The sequence below is a fragment of the Streptomyces sp. NBC_01363 genome (assembly GCF_026340595.1).
Lineage (GTDB): Bacteria > Actinomycetota > Actinomycetes > Streptomycetales > Streptomycetaceae > Streptomyces.
In genome coordinates, this window is sequence record NZ_JAPEPF010000002.1 from 1971058 (window position 1) to 1992029 (window position 20972).

The following is a 20972-nucleotide window of genomic DNA, read 5'->3' on the forward strand; positions in this document are numbered from 1 at the left end:
CACGCCCCGTCAGCCGTGTCCCTTCGGGCCGGTCGTCGCCATGGCCGCCCCCGCCTGGTCGGCCAGGGTCACCGCCACCAGCCTCGCCTGCAACGAGGCGGGTTCCGCGCCGGGCGTCGGCGTGAGCATGAACCTGCCGTAGTAGTGGCCGTTGCCGATCGCGCGCAACTCGACCTCCTCCTGCGGCCAGCCCCTCCGTGCCATGTCCCATGTACGCCGCCCGACGACCACGTCGCCGTCCTGTTCCAGCCGCGGCGGGTGCCCCAGCAGCGTTCCGTACTCGAACCGGCAGCCCTTCAGCCCGAGCAGCCGGGTCAGCTCGCCCCGGACATGGTCGACCACCGCGTCGGGGGAATTCGTGGACTGCGCCAGCTGAGCGGTGTCGTGGATCGTGGCCAGGTGACCCGCGTCGGTGATGGCGACCACCCGCAGCCGTCGGGCCCGCGCCGCCAGCTGCGAGACGACCAGGCCGACCACCAGGAGCAGCACGGCCGTCTGGATGTCGTCGCCTTTGTCGATGGTGAAGCGTTGGTACGGCACGGTGAGGAAGAAGTCGAACCAGACGGCGGCCGAAAGCGCCGCGAGCGCGCCGGCCACCCGGTTCCCGATGGCGGCGACCGCCACGACGACCACGACGAGGATCAGTGCCGTGTTGGTGCTGGTGAGGTCCGTACGGAAAGGCACCAGCAGCCCGGCGACGGCGGGCGGGCAGACCAGGGCGGCGGCCACGGCCATGCTGTCCCGCAGGGGGAAACCGGACATGCCTGCCTCCTGAGGTCTGTCTTCCACGATGCTCCTTCGCAGCCGGAAGCGGTAGCCGGGCCCCGGCTGAGGGCCGTCCCGTAATCCCTGGCGGGCGTGCACCAGGGATGCCGCCGGGGCGGCGAGCGCTGTCACGGCCGGAAGGCGCCGAAGCCGCCGCTGAAGCGCCCGCGGGGCGCCCGGACGGAATCTCCGTCCGGGCGCCCCGCGTACGCGGTGATCAGTGGCGCAGGTCGAGACGGTGCACGCCGCCGTCGATGGTGCCGACGTAGAGCGTGCGGCCGTCCGGACTCGCGGCCAGTTTGGTGGTGTCGGTGTTCTGCAGGCCGGTGGAGATGTTGTGCCAGCTCAGACCGCGGTCGGTGCTGCGCAGTACGCCGCGGCCGCCTTGCAGCAGGCCGCTGTCCCGGGAGCTGGTGGTGGCCGCGTACAACGTGTCCTTCACCCGGAGCAGGTCGGAGACATGGATCGCGAGAGCACCGGTGTCCGCGGTGCGGAAGGTCCGGCCGCCGTCGGTACTGACGCGGACGCTCTCGCCGCCGATGACGAGACGCCGTCCGTCGAGGTCGATCGCGGTCACCGGGCCGTCGGCGACCTTGCTGACGGTCACCCCGCCGTCGTCCGAACGGTAGAGACCGTCGGTGTTGCCGAGCCACAGGCGCAGCGGATTTGCCGGATCGCCCACGATGGTGCCGAAGGAGCGGTCGTGGTAGAGGTTCTTCCACGTCGCGCCCCCGTCGCTGGTGGCGAACAGCCCCTCGCCCAGAAGGCTCCGGAAGCCGACCATCACCCGGTTCGGGTCGGCGGGGTGGACCAGCAGCGCCGTCGGCACCTCCGCCGAACTGCCCCTCTTCTCCCAGGTGGCACCGCCGTCCCCGCTGCGCTCGACGGTGAACGCGCCGAACGCGGTGCGCCGGACCTTCCAGATCACCTTCGGATCCTTGGCCGACACGGCGAGTTGCGGGACGCCGACGCCCCTCCTGCCCTCGCCGCCCGACCGGCCCCACTCCGGGTTCGCGACGGGAAGGGCGGTCCGGAAGACCGCGCTGTCGGTGGCGGCGAGCAGATGGCCGTCGCTGACCGCGAGATCGTTGACGGTCAGTCCCTGGACGCCGATCCGCCGGTACCCGGTGCCGTCCGCGGCACCCCGGTAGAGACCGTCCTGCTCACTGGAGACGGTGACGGAACCGTCGGCCCAGCGGTCGTAGTCCACCGGGACCGCCGCGCGCGACGGCCCGGCGACCTCGGTCCACGTGCGCCCGTGGTCGCGGCTGAGACGGCCGTGGCCGGACAGCGTGCTCAGGTACAGGTCGTCACCCGAGACGGTCAGGCGCAGGCCGCCCTCCGTCATGGGCAGCAAGGTGGTCCAGGTCTTCCCGCCGTCATGGGAACCGACGACGCCCCGGCCCGTGACGTACACCGCCACGACCGAGGAGTCGGCGGCCGGCCCGCCGACGGTTCCGTCGGACGGGGCGAAGAGCAGACGGGCGTCGCCGGGGGCGCCCGAGCCGATGCCGGAGCGGGCCCAGACGCCGTGATACGTCGTCATGTAGAGGGTGTCACCGGTGATGACGGCGGCAGTGATGGCGCCGGTGACACCGGTCGGATACGTCGTCCAGTGGTCGCCCGCGTCCGTGCTGACCAGCAGGGCGTCCGAGGTGACCGCGACCAGGGTGCGGGTCCGTTCATCGGCGGCGAGCGCCGCGATGCGGGTGTCCGGGACGTCGAGTGTGCGCCAGGTACGGCCGTTGTCATCGGTGCGCAGGACAGCGCCCCGGCGACTGCCGTCGTGGACGCTGTTCACCGCGTACCACCAGCGGTCGGGATTCCTCGCGTCCACCACGAGCGGCCCCGTGCCGTCCGCGACCGGCAGCCGGCCCAACTGGCGCCAGGAGGCGCCGTTGTCGGTGGTCAGCCAGGGAGCCGCCTTCTGGTACTGGGTGAGGACGGCCTGCTTCGGCCGGCTCGACGAGAGGGCGACGGCACCGGCCTCGCTGTTGGGGCCGGCCGGCTGCCAGCGGTCCCCGCGACTGTCGACCGGGGTGACCTCGAAGGCGCCGGCGCCGGTGAGCCGCTGTCCGGTGCCTGCGGTGCCGCGTACCGAGACCCGGTAGGCACCGGCCACGCCGCCGGTCACCTCGGCCCGGTAGTAGCCGTTGGCCGGATCGAGGGTGGAGGCGTACTGGACGGCCTTGCCGTGCGGCGGGGTGACGGTGACGACCGGCGGTGCGGCCAGCCGGGTCGGCGCGGCGATGTGCACGGTCGAGTGGCCGTCGCTCGGGTCGGGCGCGGCCTGGACGGCCAGATGCCGGACGGCGAGCAGATAGGGCACCCCGATCGCCGGTCCCCGGTCGGGAGTCGCCGTGAGACGGCCGCTGATCCCGGTGTCGGCAGCGGGCCGGGCGACGCGCAGCGAGACCGTGACGGTCGCGGTCCTCCCGGGCGGTACGGTGACCCGCTTCGGCGAGACGGTGGCCGGACCGTCGGTCCGCAGCGAGGCCGTGACCGGGCGTTTGCCGGAGTTCCGCAGCGTCACCTTCGCGGTGCCGCCGACGTGACGCCGGGACAGATCGGCGAGCCCGAACGAAACCGAGGCCGGTGAGGCGCTGACCGTGGCGGAGGCGGCCGCGGCCACATCGAGTCTGCCCGAGCCCTGCGTCGTGGGCCCGGTGCCGCTCAGCGGCTTCGCGGTGCCGATCAGTTCGGCCTTGATCTCGGCGGGCGTCCGGCCGGGGTGCAGCTGGCGCAGCAGGGCCGCGGCACCGGCGACGTGCGGGGCCGCCATCGACGTGCCCGACATGCGGTACTGGCCGGGCCCGTACAACGACTTGGGCACGGTGGAGCGGATCTCCACGCCCGGTGCGACCAGATCGGGCTTCAGACCGAAGTCCTGGGAGGGACCGCGTGAGGAGAACGAGGCGATCCGGTCGGTGGTGTCGGTGCCGCGCAGCGTCACCGACACCTTCCCGGCGGCGAGCCGGGCGCTCAACTCCGTGTACTGGGTCGAGTCGACGCCCATGACCACCAGGCGGTCCATGCGCAGCGAGTCGCCGGAGGCGTCGATCCGCGCGGGCGATGCCGGCGCCTGGGCCACTCCCGGCTCGGGGTTCACCTCCGGCGGCCGGACCTCTCCCGGTGCTCCGGCGACGAACACCGGGCCGTCGTTGGAGGGGAGCCCGGCCAGCACGGCGATCGCGCCACGCTTCTCCGCCTCCTGCGCCCACTCCACGGCGCTCGCCGTCAGGTACCGGGCGTCGGCGGCGACGAGCAGCTGCCCCCGCACGATCTTTCCGCGTACGTCGCCGACCCGCTTCCAGTCCTCGGCGGTGCCCTCGCCGACATCGACGAGCGGTGCCGTGACGGGCCGCTCCGGCGGGTTCGCGGACAGGATCCCGCGGTAACTCTGGATCAACTCGGGCTTCCGGCCCGCCAGATAGGCGCTGGGCAGCCGCAGATTGCTCGTCGACGCGCCGACCGAGACCACACCGTCGGCCGTGCCGGGACTGTTGACCGTCCCCGCGCCCGGTCCGTCGTTGCCGGCCGCGGCCACCACGACCACACCGGCTCGTACGGCCGCGGTCGCGGCGCGGCCCAGCGGGTCGGTTCCGTCGCCGGGGCCGCCGAGGCTCATGTTGATGACATCGGCGCGGTGCGGGTTGGCCGGATCGGAGGCCGCCTCGATCCCGGCGATGATGTCCGAGGTGTAGCCGGAGCCGTCGGCGTCCATCACCTTGTAGGCCAGCAGATCCGCGCCGGGGGCCACGCCGGTGACGCCGCCCTTCCCGGCGGCCCTGCCCGCGACGATGCCGGCGACGTGGGTGCCGTGGCCGTTGTCGTCCATCGGGTCCTCGTCGCCGTTGACGAAGTCGTGCCCGCCGACGACCTTGTGGCCCTTGCCGAGGCCGCCACCCAGGTCGGGGTGGGTGTAGTCCACCCCGCTGTCCAGGATCGCGACGGTGGTCCCCCTGCCGGTGACGCGCCTTCCGGCGGGGTCCTTGCGCTGCCAGACGCCGGGTGCGCCGATCAGCGGGACGCTCGCGTCCGTCTTCGTCAGCACGCGGGTGTCGGGGCGGACCGCGGTGACGCCCGGCAGCGAGGACAGCCGCCCCACCTCGGACGCGGGCACCGTCATCGCCACGGCATCGATGAGCAGGCCCAGTTTGCGGGTCGCCGAGGGGTGCAGCCCGGCGTGCCTCGCCGAGCCGAGGAAGGTCTCCTGCCGGGCGTCGAGCGCGCGGCGGGCGGCGCCGACGCCGCGGGCGGCCTCGGCGGACAGCAGCGATCCACCGGGCGCGGCGGTGACCGCGGGATTCCCGGACAGTTCGACGAGCACTCGTTGCGACGGGTCGGGCGCGGACGCGTCGGCGGCGGCCGGTGCCGCCGCCAACGTGCCGGCGAGAACAACGGCGGCGAGAGCGGCATGACGCGATCTTCGTGACTTCATTGCCATGCGTAAAGGTCCTAGTGGTGAGGGCACTTGCCGCACAACTGATCTTCGTGGCCCATTGCTGCCGCTGGCACGACTGGGCCACGATCCGTCCATGACTCCCGAGACGTCACAACTCACCGCGGCAGGCATCGATCCGTTCGACGAGAGCGTCTACCGCGCTGTCCTGACCCGGCGGACGGCGGCGCCCGCCGAACTCACCGCGGACCTCGGCTGTTCGGCCGAGCGTGTCGCCAGGGCCCTGGACCGGCTCCGCGACCACGGGCTGGTCGGCCGGCTCGCGGGCGCCCGCCGCCGGTACGCCGCGATCGAGCCGGGGGCCGCCGTCGAGGCCCTGGTACGGGCCAGGAGCAATGAGCTGGAGAGGGTCCGTTCGGCGGCCGGCGAACTGTCCCGGCTGTTCGCCGCCGCGCGCACCGGCACGACCGACGAGGACGAGGTGGAGATCACCACCGGCAGCGAGGCACTCGGCCGCTGGTTCGTCCGCCTTCAGCAGGAGGCCCACGAGGACGTGATGACCCTGGACCGGCCGCCGTACGCCCTGACCACCTCCAACCCGGTGGAGGCGACGGCGCTCGGCCGCGGCGTACGGTACCGCGCGGTCTACGCCCCCGAGGCCCTGGAATGGCCGGGCGTCCTCGACGACATCCGCGAGCTGGTCCGGCACGGCGAACAGGCCCGTGTCCTGCCCGGACTCGGCATCAAACTAGCCATCGCCGACCGCAGGCTCGCCCTGATGCCGCTCTCCCTCGACCTCGACGACGTCCGTGCCGCGGTGATCCGCCCGTCCACCCTGCTGGACGCCCTCACCGGCTACTGGGAGATGTGCTGGAAGCAGGCCGTGCCCCTCAACGCCCCCGCGGAGGACCCCCTCGGCGAGGAGGACCGACTCGTACTCACCCTCCTGGTCAGCGGCCTCAAGGACGAGGCGATAGCCCGTCAGCTCGGCTGGTCCGTCCGCACCATGCGCCGTCGCATCAGCCGCCTGCACGACCTTCTCGGCGCCGCCAACCGCTTCCAGGCCGGTGTGATCGCGGCCCGCCGCGGCTGGCTGTGAACTCTCGTGCCGGGCGTGGTGCGAGCGGATGTGGTTTCGGTGCGCCCTCGGTGCCTGCACAATGCGGTGTGTGATTGATGAAGATCCGTACCTGTGGCTGGAAGACATCGAGGGCGGGGCCGCGCTCGAATGGGTGGCCGAGCGGAACGCCGAGACGGCGGCGGCACTGGCCGCCGACGCCGGATTCGCCTCCCTGAAGGAGAGCCTGAGGGAGGTGCTGGACGCCTCGGACCGTATCCCCTACACCGTCCGTCGCGGAGCGTTGCTCTACAACTTCTGGCGGGACGCCGGGCACGCGCGTGGTGTGTGGCGGCGTACGACGCTGGAGCAGTACCGCAAGGATTCTCCTGAGTGGGAGGTCCTTCTCGACGTCGACGCGCTCGCCGCGGCGGAGGACGAGAAGTGGGTGTGGGCGGGGGCGCGAGTGCGCCGGCCCGATCACGACCGGGCGCTGGTGTGCCTGTCGCGCGACGGTGGTGATGCCGTCGTGGTCCGTGAGTACGACCTCGCCACCCGGGCCTTCGTCGACGGTGGGTTCCAGGTGGCGGAGGCGAAGACGCGCATCGGGTGGACCGACACCGACACCGTCTTCATCGGAACGGACTTCGGGCCGGGCTCACTGACCGAAGCCGGCTATCCGCGCACGGTCCGCAAGTGGCGGCGCGGCACGCCCCTGGAGGAAGCCACTCAGGTCTTCGAGGCCGGGACGGGAGATGTGGCGGCCTGGGCCTGGCACGACACCACACCCGGCTTCGAGCGGGACTTCGTCGCCCGGTGGCTGGACTTCTTCCGCAGCGAGATGTTCCTGCTGACCCCCGACGACACGCTCGTCAGGATCGACGTTCCCGAGGACGCCAGTGCCTACGCCCATCGCCGGCATCTGATCGTCACCCTGAAGTCCGACTGGCTCGGACAGCCGGCGGGTTCCCTGCTGGCGTTCGACTTCGACGCCTTCCTCGCGGGCGACCGCACGGCGGAGGTGCTGTTCACCCCGGACGAGCGGACGGCTCTGTCCGGGCACCACTGGACCCGTCACCATCTGATCCTGGAGACGATGCGCGACGTCAGCACCCGCATCGAGGTCCTCGCTCCCGCTCCGGAAGGCGGATGGGATCGCAGCCCGCTCGCGGACGTCCCGGCGTTGTCCGCCGTCACGGTCGTGGACACGGACCCGGACGTCTCCGACGAGTACTTCCTGGACGTGTCGGGGTTCTTGCAGCCGTCCACCCTCCACCACGGGCGGATCGGCGCCGACTCGGAGATCCTCAAGCAGGCTCCGGCCCGCTTCGACACGACCGGTCTGGCGGTCGAGCAGTACTTCGCGACCTCCCCTGACGGTACGCGGGTGCCGTACTTCGTGATCGGCCCCGCCCATTCCGCCGACGGCCCCGGCCCCGCCCTGCTCTACGGCTACGGCGGCTTCGAGGTCTCCCTGACCCCCTCCTACGACGCCGTGACGGGCCGGGCGTGGCTGGAGCGCGGCGGCACCTACGTGATCGCGAACATCCGAGGCGGCGGTGAGTACGGACCGGACTGGCACCAGGCCGCGCTCGGCGCGGACCGGCCGCGAGCCTACGAGGACTTCGCGGCCGTCGCCGAGGACCTCGTGGCGCGGGGCATCACCACCCCGGCCATGCTGGGCGCCACGGGGGGAAGCAACGGCGGCCTGCTCATGGGCGCGATGCTCAGCCGCTACCCGCACCTGTTCGGCGCGATCGTCGTGCAGGTACCGCTGCTGGACATGCTCCGCTTCCACAAGCTCCTCGCAGGCGCGTCCTGGATGGCCGAATACGGCAACCCGGACACCGAAGCCGATCGCCCCCACCTCCGCGCAATCTCCCCCTACCACCAGTTCACCGCGGACCGGGTCTACCCGCCGGTTCTGCTGACCACCTCCACCCGTGACGACCGCGTCCACCCCGGCCATGCCCGCAAGGCGGCCGCACGGTTGCGCGAGCTCGGTCACCCGGTCCTCTTCCACGAGAACACCGGCGGTGGCCATGCGGGCGCCAGCGACAACGAACAGTCCGCCCACAACGAGGCCCTGGTGCACACCTTCCTGTGGCAGCACCTCGCACCACCGGTACGGTCGGCCACGGGCTGACCGTACGGCACTCGTCCTCCAGCCGAACTGCCGGACGGCGCCGCTCCTTCAGGTCAGGACGACCGGGTTGCTGAGCGCCGCCATGCGCCCGTCGGGATGGCGCACCTCGACACGGACGAAGGCCGACTCCGCCGTGCCGATGCGCCACTCCACGGCGCCCGATCCCGACCCGGGCAACGACGCGTGATGTGCCCTTCCCCGCTCGGTGTGAAAGCTGACCGTGCCCGAGGGCACACCGCGTACGTCCACCCTCACCTCGGCAGGTGCGCCACCCGTCCACAGCCGCTCACCGATTCCGGCGCTCCGGTCACCGGCCGAGACCGTGAACGACAGGTCGACAGCGGCCGATTCGGCGATCCAGCTCCGGCCGGTCCGGATTCCGGCGAGGATCGCGTCGGTGCCCAGTTCCTCGGCCAGCACGACGGTGTGCGGGATCCCGATCTGGTCCGCCAGATGTGTGTCGCTGTTGCCCATCGCCGGACGCCGGTGTCCCTGGTGGATGTCCGCGGCCAGGCCACGCCCCCACTCGGCCAGGGCTGCCTCGTTGTCCGCATTCCACGGCACGTCCGAGCTCCACTGCCCGTTCCACACCTCGACCGTGTCGAAGCCCTGGTACGGGTACATGAACGTGCCCGAGGCGTACGGTGCGTGCGGATGGGCCGCCACGCACAGTCCACCGGCTCGATGGACCTCGTCCAGATGGCGGCCGACCCGATCGTCCCGCAGACCGTACTGCCAGTCGACCACCTGTCCGGGGCCGATACCCAGCGCGAGCCAGTGCCCGGTCCGGGTAGTGACCTCTTCGCCGAGGATCACCAGGAGATCGTCGCCGACGTGCCGGTTCCAGGCGCTGTGCGCCCCGGAGGTGTTGTGTTCGGTGGTCGCCAGGAAATCCAGCCCCGCCGCGCGGGCACCGGCCGCGAGTTGCTCCGGCGTCAGGCTCCCGTCCGAGTGCACCGAATGCACGTGACAGTCACCTCGGTACCAACCGCGACCCCGGCCCGCCACGCGCGTGGGCGGAAATTCCGACTCCGGCATCTGTTCCCCCTACTGGTTCGAAGCGTGCTCGCCACTCCCAGCCTGCCACCCCGGCCTCGGGCTCGGATCGATCACCGGAGACTTTCGTATCCCATATGTGGTCGTGCATGGGTCCCCGTCCCGCGCATCGAGGTCCTGCTGGACAGCTCGATCGTGAACGTGGCCCTGCCGTCCCTGCAGACCGAACTGGACATGAGCGACGGCGACCGCCCCCGGGTGGTCACCGCCTACACCTCGCCTTCGGGGAACTGCTGCTGCTCGCGGGACGGCTCGCCGACCACCCGTGTCACAAGCGGGTGTTCACCACCGGACTGCTCGGTTTCGCGGTCGCCTCCGCCGCGGCGGGCGTGGCACCCACCGCACAGCCGTCATAGGGAGCTTCGGGGAGTGGCGAAAGGAGGGAACGTTCTGAAGGTTCCGTAGGATGGACGTGAACTCCCGTTGATCGGAACATGGTTTTCGCCAACTCCACTGTCAAGGGTTGGGAGCTACCTACTTCGGGTGTTGTGGTTCTGTGCGCGTGGGATGTGTTTCCGCATGTGTGGGAGCGGTGAAAGCGCTTCGCGCGGTTACGCCGCGGTCGGTGCGCCGGGGACGCGGCGGCTGCCGCCGTTGTGCTCCTGCCACAGCCGGTACACATTCACGGCGGCGTCGCGCGGCTCGTGGCGCATGGGCAGTCTCCGTTCGGTGTAGTCCTTGGCGAACTCGCCGTAAAAAGTTTCGAGTTCGAAGTACTTGCGATCGTCCACATAGTGCGGCTCGTAGGCGTCGCGGGTGGTGAGGAAGACGACCTCGTCGGGGGAGCAGTAGTACAGCGACCCCAGGCACATCGGGCAGGGGTGAGCGAGCACGTAGATGGTCGCGCCGACCAGGTGCTCCGTGCCGAGCTTCCGGCAGGCCTCCCGGATGGCGAGGATCTCGGCATGGGCGGTGGGATCGTTGGTCTGGGCCACCCTGTTGGGGCTCTCGGCGAGGATCTCGCCGTCCTTGACGATGACGGTGGCGAAGGGGCGTCCACCCTCTTCCACGTTCTTGCGGGCGATGTCGATGGTGCGCTGGGCGAAGTCCACGGGGGTCCTCCGGTGCGGGGCGGTGGGTGTGGGGCGGGCGGGTGGCCCGGGGCGGGGCGGACGCGGCCGTACGGCCGCGTCCGGCCCGCCGCGTTGCGTTCCGCGCAGGGTCAGAACGGCTTGGTGGGGAGGTACTTGCCGTCGAGGGTGATGACGGCGCGCTCGCCGCCCTCGGGGTCGGCGACCTTCTTCACATCGAGCTTGAAATTGATGGCGCTGATGATGCCGTCGCCGAACTGCTCGTGGACCAGGGCCTTGAGGGTGGTGCCGTAGACCTGGAGCATCTCGTAGAAGCGGTAGATGGTCGGGTCGGTGGGAATGCCGCCGGGGATCGATCCGCGGGTCGGGATGGTCTGCAGCAGCATCGCCGCGTCGTCGTCGAGGCCGAGGAGCTCGGCCACGGCCTCGGCGGAGTTCTGCGGCAGGGCGTGCTGGCCGAGGACGGCGGCGGTGACGAAGGCGACCGACAGCCCGGCGGCGTCGGCGATCTGCTGCCAGCTGAGGTCCTTGCGGGTCTTGGCCTCGACGGCGGCGATGGCGAGGGCCTGACGGGCGGTGGGATCGAACTGGGCGTGCGTCATGACAGGCAGTCCTTTCGGGGCGCCGGCCTTGTTGCGCGGCCGGGCGGTCGTCGTGGTGAAGGGGTGTGGGTGGTCAGGCCGCGGCCGGGGCGGTGTCGATGGTTTCGACGGTTCCGGTGGCTATGTCGAACACCCAGCCGTGCAGCGTGAGCGTCCGGTCGGCCAGGGCGCGGGCCACGGAGGGGTGGGTGGTCAGGTTCTGCAGTTGTGCGGCCACGTTCGCCCGCACCAGCGCGGCGACCTTGGCCGGTCCGGACACAGTCGGCTCGGCGGCGGCGCGGGCCCGCGCGGCGTCGGCGTGCCGCAACCAGCCGGCGATGACCGGCGCGGCGCTGAGGTCGTGCTCCTCCGCCAGGGCGGTCATCGCGCCGCAGGAGGAGTGGCCGCAGATGACGATGTCGGTCACGTGCAGCACGGCGACGGCGTACTCGACGCTTGCCGCGATGCCGTCCGGGCCGGATGCGTACGCGGGGACGAGATTGCCCGCGGTACGGATGACGAACAGCTCGCCCGGGTCGCTCTGCGTGATCAGTTCGGGGACCACGCGTGCGTCGGAGCAGCCGACGAACAGCGTCTTCGGCCGGTGGGTCGTGGCCAGGTGGGCGAAGAGCCTCGCCTTGGCGGGAAAGACGTCGCGGCGGAAACGCGCGAGGCCGCCCGTGAGGTCATGCATCGGTCACTCCTTTCGGTGAATGCCGGCCCGACGGGCTGACGAAATCCACCATGCATGACGTCCATCTATAGCGTCCAAGTCTTGCTATCCATAATCCTTATAGATGGCATCAATAGCGTGAGCTATGCTGCGTGCATGGGTCCGGAACTACGTCACCTCCGCTATCTGATCGCGGTGGCCGAACACGGCAATTTCACGCGCGCCGCCGAAGAGCTGCGCATCTCGCAGCCGACACTGTCGCAGCAGATCAAGCAACTGGAGCGGGCCGTCGGTGTCCAGCTGCTCGACCGGAGCGGTCGCGGCGTCCGCCCCACCGACGCGGGCGAGGCCTATGTGCACTACGCGCAGCGGGCACTGCGGGAACTGGCGGCCGCCGACCGCGCCGTCCTCGACGTCGCGGACCTCTCCCGGGGGCACCTGCGGCTGGCGGTGACGCCGACCTTCACCGCGTATCTCGTCGGCCCGCTCGTGCAGGCGCTGCACGCGCGCCACCCCGGCATCACGCTGGACCTGCGGGAAATGACCCAGGACCGCATCGAAGCGAGCCTTCTGGCCGACGATCTCGACCTCGGGATCGCCTTCGCGGGATCCCATCTGCCCGGCATCACCGCGACCGCCCTGTTCACCGAGACCCTCAGCCTCGTCGTCGCCACGGACCGTACCGAAGGCCGGGGTGACCGACCGCTGCCGGTGAGCGATCTGGCCGACCAGCAACTCGCCTTGCTCAGCAGCGACTTCGCCACCCGGAGTCATATCGACGGCTACTTCGCCCGGCATCGCATCAGCCCGCCGATCGCAGTGGAGGCCAACACCATCCAGGCCCTCACCGAAATCGTCCGGCGCACCGGCCCGCTGGCCACCGTGCTGCCCGACGCGATCGCGGACGACCACCTTCACCTCACGCCGATTCCCATCGACCCTCCGCTGCCCGCCCGCGTCGCCACCTTGCTGCGCCGGGAGAGCGCCTACGAGAGCGCCGCCGCGCGCGCCTTCTCCCGGCTCGCCCACGACCTGGTCCGCGCGCGCGGCTACGCACCGGCCTGAGAATCCGGTGCCGCGGACGGCATACCGAATACGGACGTCGAGTGATGAGAGAATTGAGGACATGACAGGGTCTGGAGACTTCGAGCCGGAGTCGGAGCGGGTCACGCGCCAGTTGCGCGACGAGATCATCGACGGTGTGCGTGAGCCGGGCAGCAAGCTCGTCGAGCGCGAGCTCGCCGCGGAGCTCGGGGTGAGCAGGCTGCCCGTCCGAGAGGCCCTGAAGGCGCTGGTCACCGAGGGGCTGGTGACACCCAGGCCGCGGACCTGGGCCGTCGTACGGGAGTTCACACCGGCGGACGTCGAGGACCTCGACGAGGTCCGCGCGGCCCTGGAGACGCTGACCTTCCGGCTCGCCGCCCAACGGCGCACCCGCGCGGGACTCGAGAAGCTCCGCTCGGATCTCGACGCCGAGCTGAAAGCGGCGGAGAAGGGGGATTCTGTACGGGCCCACCGGGCCGCCGCCGACTTCCACGAGACGGTCACCGAACTGGCCGACAACGAACTCCTGAACGAGCTCCAGAGCGCTCTTCGCAGCAGGATGCGCTGGCTGCTGGGGCAGCACGACGACCTGGAGGGCGTCGCGCAGGAGCACGAAGGCCTGTACAAGGCGATTGCGGAGCGTGATGTCGCGCAGGTCGAGAAGCTGGCCGACGAACACCTGGTGACAGGTCGCAACGCGGCCGCAGCGCGCCGCAAGCACCAGGGCTGAGCGGTACAGCCCCGGCCGGGGCGGCGATCCGCCGGCCCCGGGCCTGTCCGGCGGACCGGACCGGACGGGCCCGGGACGCCGAAGGCCCCTCAGACACCGGCCGGGGCGGCGCACATGGCGGCGGGCCGCCACCGCGAGTGCTCAGACACAGACGATCCCGTCCGGGACATCCGGGCGGATCTCCGTGCCGATGTTCCGGTCGAGCAGGTCGCCGAGTCGCTCCGGCGGACCGATGAGTGCCCGCCCGCCGACTCTGGCGACCCGCACGGCGGCGTCCACCTTCGGCTCGACTCCGGCCGTCCCCCCGTGCTGGTCGGGGACCTCGACGCCGCCCCGGACACCCCCGAGGTCGCACAGGTGACCAAGCACCTGGACGACACCTGGCTCGCGGCCGGTCAGGGCGCCGGTCACACCCATGACGCACTGGACCCGCAGGTGCGTATCGACTACGTCCTCGCCTCGCCCGGCATCGATGCGCACCGCGCCCGCGTCTCAGCACCCGGGCATCCGATCACCTGCCTGTGAGCGTCGACATGACCCTGGACCCCGGCGCGGATCCGCGCGGCCGTGCCGATGCCCGCGCCCGACGCCGTTCCCGCGGCGCGGCCCTCCGCGGGCGCGGTCGCCGAGGCCGACGGCGAGCCGGTCCACATACCCGCGACAAGAGCCCTGGCGGGCTCAGAAGTTCAGACCCGCGCCAGCGTGTGGGGCACGGTGGGGCGCCTGTACTTCACGATCCCGGGCAAGGGCGACTACATCTGCTCTGGCAACGTTGTCACGAGTAACAACCGCTCGGTGGTGGCCACCGCACGTCACTGCGGCTTCGGTGAAGGCGGCACCAACTACCGTTTTGCGCCCAACTACAACAAGGGCAACGCCCCCCCCACGGCTGGTGGGGCTGGCGCAGCGCGGGCTGGGTCACGGGAGGCGGCCAGGAGAACGACAACGCCTTCCTCGTCCTGGACACCCCGGACGGCCGACACGTGCAGGACATCGTCGGCTCCACCGGACTCGGCTTCAACTGGTCCAGCAACTACGCGCACATCATCGGCCTGCCGGCCGACAAGGACTATGCCGTGTGGTGCGAGGGGCAGGGTTACGCCGGTCCCGGCGGGCAGCGCCTGATGAACAACTGCAACGGTCTGTCCGGCGGTGCCAGCGGCGGTGCCTGGATCGAGAACTATCAGCCTGATGGGTCCGCGATGCAGACCGGCGCCTAAAGGTACGGGGGTGACCACCTGGCCGTCGCCCGATCAGGGCCGGACAGTAGAGTTCGGCTGCGTCATCCCCTGAACACCGAGGTACCGGCCGTGACTCTCGCTCCACCCGAACAACCCGTCCCACCTGCGGTGACCGTCGTGGGAATCGGCGCCGACGGATGGGCTGGACTGACCGACGCGGCGCGCACGGCGCTCGTCGACGCACAGGTCCTCATCGGCGGTGAGCGGCAACTGGCCCTGCTCCCGCCGTCCTGCCGGGGACAACGGGTGCCATGGCCCTCGCCGTTGCGGCCGGCCGTCCCCGGCCTGCTCGCCGCGCACGCCGGGCGCAGGCTCGTCGTCCTGGCCAGCGGCGACCCGATGTTCTACGGCATCGGCCGGGCCCTCACCGAAGTGCTCGGCGCCGGTGCGCCGAGGATCCTGCCCCACCCCTCGTCCGTCTCCTACGCCTGTGCCCGGATCGGCTGGCCGCTGGAGGACACCGAGGTCGTCACCCTGGTCGGCCGCCCCGCCGCCCGGCTGGCCGCCGCGCTGCACGACGGCCGACGGGTGCTGGTCCTCAGCGCGGACGCCGGCACTCCGGCCACGGTGGCCGGACTGCTGCGCGAACAGGGCTTCGGCCCGAGCCGGCTGCGCGTGCTCGAACAGCTCGGCGGAGCGGACGAGGCATGCCTGGAGGGCACCGCGGACCACTGGGCGCACCCGCCGGGCGACCCGCTGAACGTCATCGCGATCGACTGCCGGCGTACCCCTGAAGCCCTGCGCCTCGGCGCCGTCCCGGGCCTGCCCGACGAGGCCTACGAACACGACGGGCAGCTCACCAAGCGGCACATCCGGGCCGCGACCCTCGGGGTGCTCGCGCCCGCCCCCGGCGAACTCCTCTGGGACATCGGCGGCGGCTCGGGGTCCATCGCGATCGAATGGATGCGGAGCCATCCGTCCTGCCGCGCGATCACCGTGGAACGCGATCCGGCACGGGCCGGACGCATCGCGCGCAACGCCGGCCGTCTCGGCGTCCCGGCCCTGCGCGTGGTCACCGGCCGGGCCCCCGGCAACCTGTCCGAACTCCCCACGCCCGACGCCGTGTTCATCGGTGGCGGGCTGACCGCGCCCGGCCTTCTCGACACCTGCTGGGACGCGCTGCCGCCCGGCGGACGGCTGGTCGCCAACACGGTCACGCTGGAGTCCGAGGCGCTGCTCGCCGGGGCGCACCGCCTGCGCGGCGGTGACCTGGTCCGGCTCGCGGTCGCGCATGCCGTGCCGGTCGGCGGCTTCACGGGCTGGCGGCAGGCCATGCCGGTCACCCAGTGGTCCGTACGCAAACCCTCGATCAGTACCGATGCGGAACGCTCAGCAGAAGAGCCCGCGCAAGACCCAGGAGACAACAGATGACCGTGTATTTCATCGGCGCGGGCCCGGGGGCGGCCGACCTGATCACCGTGCGCGGCGCCCGCACCCTCGCCTCCTGCCGGGTGTGCCTGTACGCGGGCAGCCTGGTGCCCCGGGAACTGCTCGCCGAATGCCCCCCGGACGCCCGTCTGGTGGACACCGCACAGCTCGACATCGACCAGATCACCGCCGAGCTGACGGCCGCGCACCGGGCCGGCCACGACGTGGCGCGGCTGCACTCGGGCGACCCTTCGGTGTTCAGCGCGGTCAACGAGCAGATGCGTCGGCTCGACGAGGCCGGTGTGCCTTACGAAGTGGTGCCCGGCGTACCCGCGTTCGCGGCCGCCGCGGCGGCGCTCAAGCGTGAACTGACCGTGCCGACCGTGGGCCAGACCGTCATCCTCACCCGGGTGGCCAACCGCGCGACCGCGATGCCGGAGGGCGAGGACCTGGCCACGCTGGGCCGCAGCGGCGCCCTGATCGTGCTGCACCTCGCCGCCAGGTACGTGGACCGTGTCGTCGAGGAACTGCTGCCGCACTACGGGGCCGACTGCCCGGCCGCCGTCGTGGCGCTGGCCTCACGCCCGGACGAACTCGTCCTGCGCGGAACCCTCGACGACATCGCCGAGCAGGTGAAGGCGGCGGGCGTGATCCGTACCGCCGTCATCATGGTCGGCCGCACACTGGGCGCCGAGCAGTTCCGCGACAGCCACCTCTACTCGCCCGGACGCGAACGCCACGCCTGCTGACGGCACCACCGCATCGGCCGGGCGGCGGTCAGCGCACGCTGCTGCGCCCGACGACCGCGCCCGCCCGGTCGATGCAGATGACATCGACGGCGACCGGCGCACCCTGCAGCACCGACAGCGCCTCGTCCCGCGCCGCCACGGCCACCAGATCCCCGAGCGGCACACCGCGCGCGCGGCACAACTGGAGTGCCGCGAGACCCGTGTTCGCGACCGCCACCTCGGCCGCCAGGGCTTCGTCCGCACCGCCCCGCCGGGCCAGCTCGGCCAGGAACGGCTTGTCGACCTGGGACCGGGCGGAGTGCAGGTCGAGGTGTCCGGCGGCGAGCTTCGACAGCTTCGCGAACCCGCCGCAGACCGTGAGCCGGTCCACCGGGTGACGGCGTACGTACTTCAGCACCGCGCCCGCGAAGTCCCCCATGTCGAGCAGCGCGATCTCCGGCAGCCCGTACTCGGACACCACGGTCTTCTCCGAGGTGGAACCCGTGCACCCGGCCACGTGGGCGTGCCCGGCGGCACGGGCCACGTCCACGCCGCGGCGGATCGAGTCGATCCATGCCGAGCAGGAGTACGGCACCACGACACCGGTCGTGCCGAGGATCGACAGACCGCCCAGGATGCCGAGGCGAGGGTTCCAGGTGGAGCGGGCGATCTCCTCGCCGTCGTCCACGGAGACGGTGACCTCGACGTCCCCGGAACCCCGGTGCTCCGCGGCGACGCGTGCGATGTGGTCGCGGATCATCTGGCGCGGCACGGGATTGACCGCCGGCTCCCCGACGTCGAGCGGCAGCCCGGGAAGGGTGACCGTGCCCACGCCGGGCCCGGCCCGGAACACCACACCCGAGCCCGGCGGCAGCCGCCGTACGGTCACCCGGACCAGAGCGCCGTGCGTCACATCGGGGTCGTCGCCCGCGTCCTTGACCACCCCGGCCGTCGCCCGCCCCTCGGCCAGCTCCTCCACCGCGAGCGCGAAGGCCGGCGTCTGCCCCTTGGGTAGGGTGATCGTCACCGGGTCGGGGAAGTCGCCCGTCAGCAGGGCCGTGTACGCGGCGGTGGCCGCCGCGGTCGCACAGGCGCCGGTGGTCCAGCCGGGCCGCAGGCCGGTGTGCTTCAGCTGAGCGCTGCGTCCGCCCTCACTCTCACCCATGGATGGATCCGATGCATGTACTCGTACTCGGCGGAACGACGGAGGCCCGTCGCCTCGCCGGGTTGCTGGTGGAGCTGCTCCCGGCCGGTGCCAGGCTGACGAGCTCGCTCGCCGGACGCGTGTCCGGCCCGAGGCTTCCCCCGGGCGAGGTCCGCATCGGCGGCTTCGGGGGAGCCGACGGGCTCGCCGCATGGCTGCGTACGCACCAGGTGGACGCGCTCATCGACGCCACCCATCCTTTCGCCGGGACGATCAGTTTCAACGCGGCCGCTGCCGCCGCTGCCGCCCATGTTCCCCTGCTGGCGTTGCGGCGGCCCGGCTGGGTGCCCGGCGAAGGCGACGACTGGCATTCGGCCGGCTCCCTGGCCGAGGCGGCGGCGGCGCTGCCCGCGCTGGGACGGCGCGTGTTCCTCACGACCGGACGGATGGGGCTGGCCGCCTTCGCGGGCCTGGACGAGCTGTGGTTCCTGATGCGCTCGGTGGACGCCCCCGAAGCGCCGTACCCCGCCCGGATGGAGGTCCTGCTCGACCGGGGCCCGTTCACCCTGGACGGAGAACGTGAGCTGATCCGCCGTCATCGCGTCGACGTCGTCGTCACGAAGGACAGCGGAGGCGCCGCCACGGCCCCCAAACTCACCGCGGCCCGCGAGGCGCGGATCCCGGTGGTGGTGGTGCGGCGGCCGCCCGTGCCCCAGGGCGTCCCGGTCGTCGACGGCCCCGAACCGGCCGTCGACTGGCTCCGGGAACACGTCCTGCGCCGGCTCTAGTCCACGGCCTGTGGCGCACGGCGCACCCGGCTCAGTCCTCCGGATAGCGGCGGGGTGTCCAGACGATCTGCCGGCCGTCACCGCGCCGCACCCAGCGGGTCTGCGAGGACCCGACGAGCAGGATCGTGCGCATGTCGACCTCGGCGGGGTCGAGATCGCCCAGGCGTACGGTCCGCACGTTCTCGGCGGGTCCGCCCACATCCCGGCCGAGCACCACGGGGGTGTCCGGCGAGCGGTGTTCGAGCAGCAGGTCACGGGCCTTGCCGACCTGCCAGGTCCGGCTGCGAGAACCGGGGTTGTACAGCGCGAGCACCAGATCCGCCGTCGCCGCCGCGCGCAGCCGCTCAGCGATCACCTCCCACGGCTTGAGCCGGTCGGAGAGCGATATCGCCGCATAGTCGTGGCCCAGCGGCGCACCCGCTCGGGCAGCGGCGGCGTTGGCCGCCGTCACTCCCGGCAGCACCCGCACCGGCACCTGCGCGTACTCGTCCTGCGACGCCACCTCCAGGACGGCCGTCGCCATGGCGAAGACCCCTGGGTCGCCGCCCGACACCACGGCGACCCGACGTCCGCGCCGGGCCAGATCGAGGGCGAACTCGGCGCGCTCCGACTCGACCTTGTTGTCCGAGCCGTGGCGCACCTGCCCCGGCCGCACCGGCACCCGGTCCAGATAGGTGGTGTAGCCGACCAGGTCGTCGGCGGCGGCCAGCGCCCCGCGCGTCTCCGGAGTCAGCCACAGCGGCCCGGCCGGGCCGGTGCCGACCACGGTCACCTCGCCGCCCTCCGGGGCACGTTCGGGACGCTGCGCTCCGATCCTGCTGGGCAGGACCGCGACCGCGAAGTACGGCACGGAGCCGGCGTCGACCTCGGCCAGCTCGCCCACCCGCTCCCCGGCCATCGTGGCGCGCTCGACGTACCGCGCCTCGGGCAGCCGCCCGGACGTCTCGAAGGCGCGGCGCACGGCGGGAAACGTACGTCCCAGCTTCATGACCACCGCGGCGTCGGTGGCGGCGAGCCGGGCGGTCAGCTCCTCCTCCGGCAGGGTGCCGGGCAGGATGGTCAGCACCTCCTCGCCCTCGACGAGCGGGGTACCGAGCCGCGCGGCGGCCGCGCTGACCGAGGTGACGCCCGGGACCACTTCGGTCGGGTAGCGGTCGGCGAGCCGCTTGTGCATGTGCATGTACGAGCCGTAGAAGAGCGGGTCGCCCTCGGCCAGCACGGCGACCGTGCGGCCGGCGTCGAGATGCACCGCCAGGCGGGCCGCCGCCTCGGCGTAGAACTCCTCCATGGCTCCCCGGTAACCGCCCGGGTGGTCCGTGGTCTCCGTCGTGACGGGGTAGACCAGCGGCTCCTCGACATGGTCGGCACGGATGTGCTTCGCCGCGATGGACCGGGCGATGGACCGCCCGTGCCGGGCACTGTGATAGGCGATGACATCGGCCTCGGCGATGATCTCCACCGCGCGTACGGTCATCAGGGCCGGATCGCCGGGGCCGAGCCCGACCCCGTACAGCCGGCCCGTCTTCTGCTCGCTCACGTCTACTCTTCCTCGCTGGCGATCGCGTTGAGGGCGGCGGCCGCCATGGCGCTGCCGCCGCGACGGCCCCGAACGATCAGATGCTCCAGTCCGGACGGGTGCGCGGCCAGGGCGTCCTTGGACTCGGCGGCACCGATGAAGCCGACCGGCACGCCGATGACGGCGGCGGGGCGCGGCGCGCCCTCCTCGATCATCTCCAGCAGCCGGAACAGGGCGGTCGGTGCGTTTCCGACGGCGACCACCGCGCCGTCCAGCCGGTCGCGCCACAGCTCCAGGGCGGCGGCGCTGCGGGTGGTGCCCAGCTGCTTCGCGAGTTCCGGCACCGCCGGGTCGGACAGGGTGCACACCACCTCGTTGTCCGCGGGCAGCCGCTTGCGGGTGACGCCGCTGGCGACCATGGCCACATCGCACAGGATGGGTGCGCCGGCCCGCAGAGCGGCGCGGGCGCGGGCGACCGCGTCCGGGGTGAAAGCGAGATCACGGACGAGGTCGACCATCCCGCAGGCGTGGATCATGCGGACCGCGACCTGGCTCACATCGGCGGGCAGGCCTGCGAGATCCGCCTCTGCACGGATCGTGGCGAAGGACTGGCGATAGATCGCCGGTCCGTCCTTCTCGTACTGGTGCACAGTGCTTTCGCTCTCTTCCTCGGGCGTGCGACGGTCGGGTACAGGGGAGTGG

Annotated in this window: 19 protein-coding genes; 9 read left to right on the top strand and 10 right to left on the bottom strand. The window is 71.9% G+C overall.

What is annotated here, in order from left to right; translation table 11 throughout:
* Positions 1-9: 9 nt before the first annotated feature.
* Together OG611_RS36675 and OG611_RS36680 are read right to left on the bottom strand one after the other, a co-directional pair.
* Complete coding sequence (locus OG611_RS36675) at positions 10-762, bottom strand: DUF4118 domain-containing protein (protein ID WP_266430333.1); 753 nt, start codon at positions 760-762, stop codon at positions 10-12.
* 220 nt (positions 763-982) lie between these two features.
* The gene (locus OG611_RS36680) at positions 983-5212 is read right to left on the bottom strand and encodes a S8 family serine peptidase (RefSeq protein WP_323180319.1); all 4230 of its coding nucleotides are present in this window, start codon (positions 5210-5212) and stop codon (positions 983-985) included.
* Between the two features lie 91 nt (positions 5213-5303).
* On the opposite strand from OG611_RS36680, the gene OG611_RS36685 reads away from it, so the two are divergent.
* Together OG611_RS36685 and OG611_RS36690 are read left to right on the top strand one after the other, a co-directional pair.
* Entirely contained in the window at positions 5304-6266 is a 963-nt protein-coding gene (locus OG611_RS36685; RefSeq protein ID WP_266430336.1) for a helix-turn-helix domain-containing protein, read from the top strand.
* Positions 6267-6327: 61 nt separating this feature from the next.
* Positions 6328-8370 carry a prolyl oligopeptidase family protein gene (locus tag OG611_RS36690; protein WP_266430338.1) on the top strand — a complete coding sequence of 681 codons (2043 nt, stop codon included), beginning with the start codon at positions 6328-6330 and terminating at the stop codon, positions 8368-8370.
* A 48-nt stretch (positions 8371-8418) separates the two neighbouring features.
* On the opposite strand, the gene OG611_RS36695 is transcribed toward OG611_RS36690, so the two are convergent.
* The 4 genes from OG611_RS36695 to OG611_RS36710 form a co-directional block, all read right to left on the bottom strand.
* Complete coding sequence (locus OG611_RS36695) at positions 8419-9408, bottom strand: CehA/McbA family metallohydrolase (protein WP_266430341.1); 990 nt, start codon at positions 9406-9408, stop codon at positions 8419-8421.
* Positions 9409-9977: 569 nt separating this feature from the next.
* Positions 9978-10478: a nucleoside deaminase gene (locus OG611_RS36700; RefSeq protein WP_266430345.1), complete on the bottom strand. Its 501-nt coding sequence runs from the start codon at positions 10476-10478 to the stop codon at positions 9978-9980.
* 110 nt (positions 10479-10588) lie between these two features.
* Positions 10589-11059 (bottom strand): cyanase, encoded by a 471-nt coding sequence (gene cynS, locus OG611_RS36705; RefSeq protein WP_266430348.1) that lies wholly within the window; start codon positions 11057-11059, stop codon positions 10589-10591.
* A 73-nt stretch (positions 11060-11132) separates the two neighbouring features.
* Entirely contained in the window at positions 11133-11732 is a 600-nt protein-coding gene (locus tag OG611_RS36710; protein ID WP_266430351.1) for a carbonic anhydrase, read from the bottom strand.
* A gap of 135 nt (positions 11733-11867) precedes the next feature.
* On the opposite strand from OG611_RS36710, the gene cynR reads away from it, so the two are divergent.
* Together cynR and OG611_RS36720 are read left to right on the top strand one after the other, a co-directional pair.
* Positions 11868-12776: a transcriptional regulator CynR gene (gene cynR / locus OG611_RS36715; protein ID WP_266430354.1), complete on the top strand. Its 909-nt coding sequence runs from the start codon at positions 11868-11870 to the stop codon at positions 12774-12776.
* A 61-nt stretch (positions 12777-12837) separates the two neighbouring features.
* Complete coding sequence (locus tag OG611_RS36720) at positions 12838-13485, top strand: GntR family transcriptional regulator (protein WP_266430357.1); 648 nt, start codon at positions 12838-12840, stop codon at positions 13483-13485.
* A gap of 141 nt (positions 13486-13626) precedes the next feature.
* Here OG611_RS36720 and OG611_RS36725 read toward each other — a convergent pair whose 3' ends face one another.
* Positions 13627-13752 carry a hypothetical protein gene (locus tag OG611_RS36725; RefSeq protein ID WP_266430360.1) on the bottom strand — a complete coding sequence of 42 codons (126 nt, stop codon included), beginning with the start codon at positions 13750-13752 and terminating at the stop codon, positions 13627-13629.
* Positions 13753-13791: 39 nt separating this feature from the next.
* Here OG611_RS36725 and OG611_RS36730 point away from each other — a divergent pair, with 39 nt between their 5' ends.
* From OG611_RS36730 to cobM, 4 genes are all read left to right on the top strand, one after another.
* Positions 13792-14010, top strand: coding sequence for an endonuclease/exonuclease/phosphatase family protein (locus OG611_RS36730; protein WP_266430363.1), 219 nt, complete (start codon positions 13792-13794; stop codon positions 14008-14010).
* Between the two features lie 458 nt (positions 14011-14468).
* Complete coding sequence (locus tag OG611_RS36735) at positions 14469-14705, top strand: hypothetical protein (protein WP_266430366.1); 237 nt, start codon at positions 14469-14471, stop codon at positions 14703-14705.
* A 129-nt stretch (positions 14706-14834) separates the two neighbouring features.
* Positions 14835-16097, top strand: coding sequence for a precorrin-6y C5,15-methyltransferase (decarboxylating) subunit CbiE (cbiE, locus tag OG611_RS36740; protein WP_266431416.1), 1263 nt, complete (start codon positions 14835-14837; stop codon positions 16095-16097).
* Positions 16094-16843, top strand: coding sequence for a precorrin-4 C(11)-methyltransferase (gene cobM / locus OG611_RS36745; RefSeq protein ID WP_266430369.1), 750 nt, complete (start codon positions 16094-16096; stop codon positions 16841-16843). The genes cbiE and cobM overlap by 4 nt, the downstream gene beginning before the upstream one ends.
* Positions 16844-16871: 28 nt before the next feature.
* Here cobM and OG611_RS36750 read toward each other — a convergent pair whose 3' ends face one another.
* Positions 16872-17987, bottom strand: a complete 1116-nt coding sequence (locus OG611_RS36750; protein WP_266430372.1) for a cobalt-precorrin-5B (C(1))-methyltransferase — start codon at positions 17985-17987, stop codon at positions 16872-16874.
* An 11-nt stretch (positions 17988-17998) separates the two neighbouring features.
* On the opposite strand from OG611_RS36750, the gene OG611_RS36755 reads away from it, so the two are divergent.
* Entirely contained in the window at positions 17999-18754 is a 756-nt protein-coding gene (locus OG611_RS36755; protein ID WP_266430375.1) for a cobalt-precorrin-6A reductase, read from the top strand.
* 31 nt (positions 18755-18785) lie between these two features.
* Here the strand turns inward: OG611_RS36755 and OG611_RS36760 are convergent, their stop codons facing one another.
* Both OG611_RS36760 and OG611_RS36765 read right to left on the bottom strand, forming a co-directional pair.
* Positions 18786-20291 carry a precorrin-2 C(20)-methyltransferase gene (locus OG611_RS36760; RefSeq protein WP_266430378.1) on the bottom strand — a complete coding sequence of 502 codons (1506 nt, stop codon included), beginning with the start codon at positions 20289-20291 and terminating at the stop codon, positions 18786-18788.
* Between the two features lie 2 nt (positions 20292-20293).
* Positions 20294-20920 (bottom strand): precorrin-8X methylmutase, encoded by a 627-nt coding sequence (locus tag OG611_RS36765; RefSeq protein WP_266430381.1) that lies wholly within the window; start codon positions 20918-20920, stop codon positions 20294-20296.
* Positions 20921-20972: the final 52 nt, after the last annotated feature.

Excerpts from the sequence above, each read along its gene's own strand:
- OG611_RS36710 (WP_266430351.1), bottom strand. The coding sequence starts at position 11,732 with ATGCATGACCTCACGGGCGGCCTCGCGCGTTTCCGCCGCGACGTCTTT.
- OG611_RS36720 (WP_266430357.1), top strand. The coding sequence starts at position 12,838 with ATGACAGGGTCTGGAGACTTCGAGCCGGAGTCGGAGCGGGTCACGCGC.
- OG611_RS36695 (WP_266430341.1), bottom strand. The coding sequence starts at position 9,408 with ATGCCGGAGTCGGAATTTCCGCCCACGCGCGTGGCGGGCCGGGGTCGC.
- OG611_RS36690 (WP_266430338.1), top strand. The coding sequence starts at position 6,328 with ATGCGGTGTGTGATTGATGAAGATCCGTACCTGTGGCTGGAAGACATC.
- cobM (WP_266430369.1), top strand. The coding sequence starts at position 16,094 with ATGACCGTGTATTTCATCGGCGCGGGCCCGGGGGCGGCCGACCTGATC.
- OG611_RS36685 (WP_266430336.1), top strand. The coding sequence starts at position 5,304 with ATGACTCCCGAGACGTCACAACTCACCGCGGCAGGCATCGATCCGTTC.
- OG611_RS36680 (WP_323180319.1), bottom strand. The coding sequence starts at position 5,212 with ATGGCAATGAAGTCACGAAGATCGCGTCATGCCGCTCTCGCCGCCGTT.
- OG611_RS36675 (WP_266430333.1), bottom strand. The coding sequence starts at position 762 with ATGTCCGGTTTCCCCCTGCGGGACAGCATGGCCGTGGCCGCCGCCCTG.
- OG611_RS36755 (WP_266430375.1), top strand. The coding sequence starts at position 17,999 with ATGCATGTACTCGTACTCGGCGGAACGACGGAGGCCCGTCGCCTCGCC.
- cynS (WP_266430348.1), bottom strand. The coding sequence starts at position 11,059 with ATGACGCACGCCCAGTTCGATCCCACCGCCCGTCAGGCCCTCGCCATC.
- OG611_RS36750 (WP_266430372.1), bottom strand. The coding sequence starts at position 17,987 with ATGGGTGAGAGTGAGGGCGGACGCAGCGCTCAGCTGAAGCACACCGGC.
- cynR (WP_266430354.1), top strand. The coding sequence starts at position 11,868 with ATGGGTCCGGAACTACGTCACCTCCGCTATCTGATCGCGGTGGCCGAA.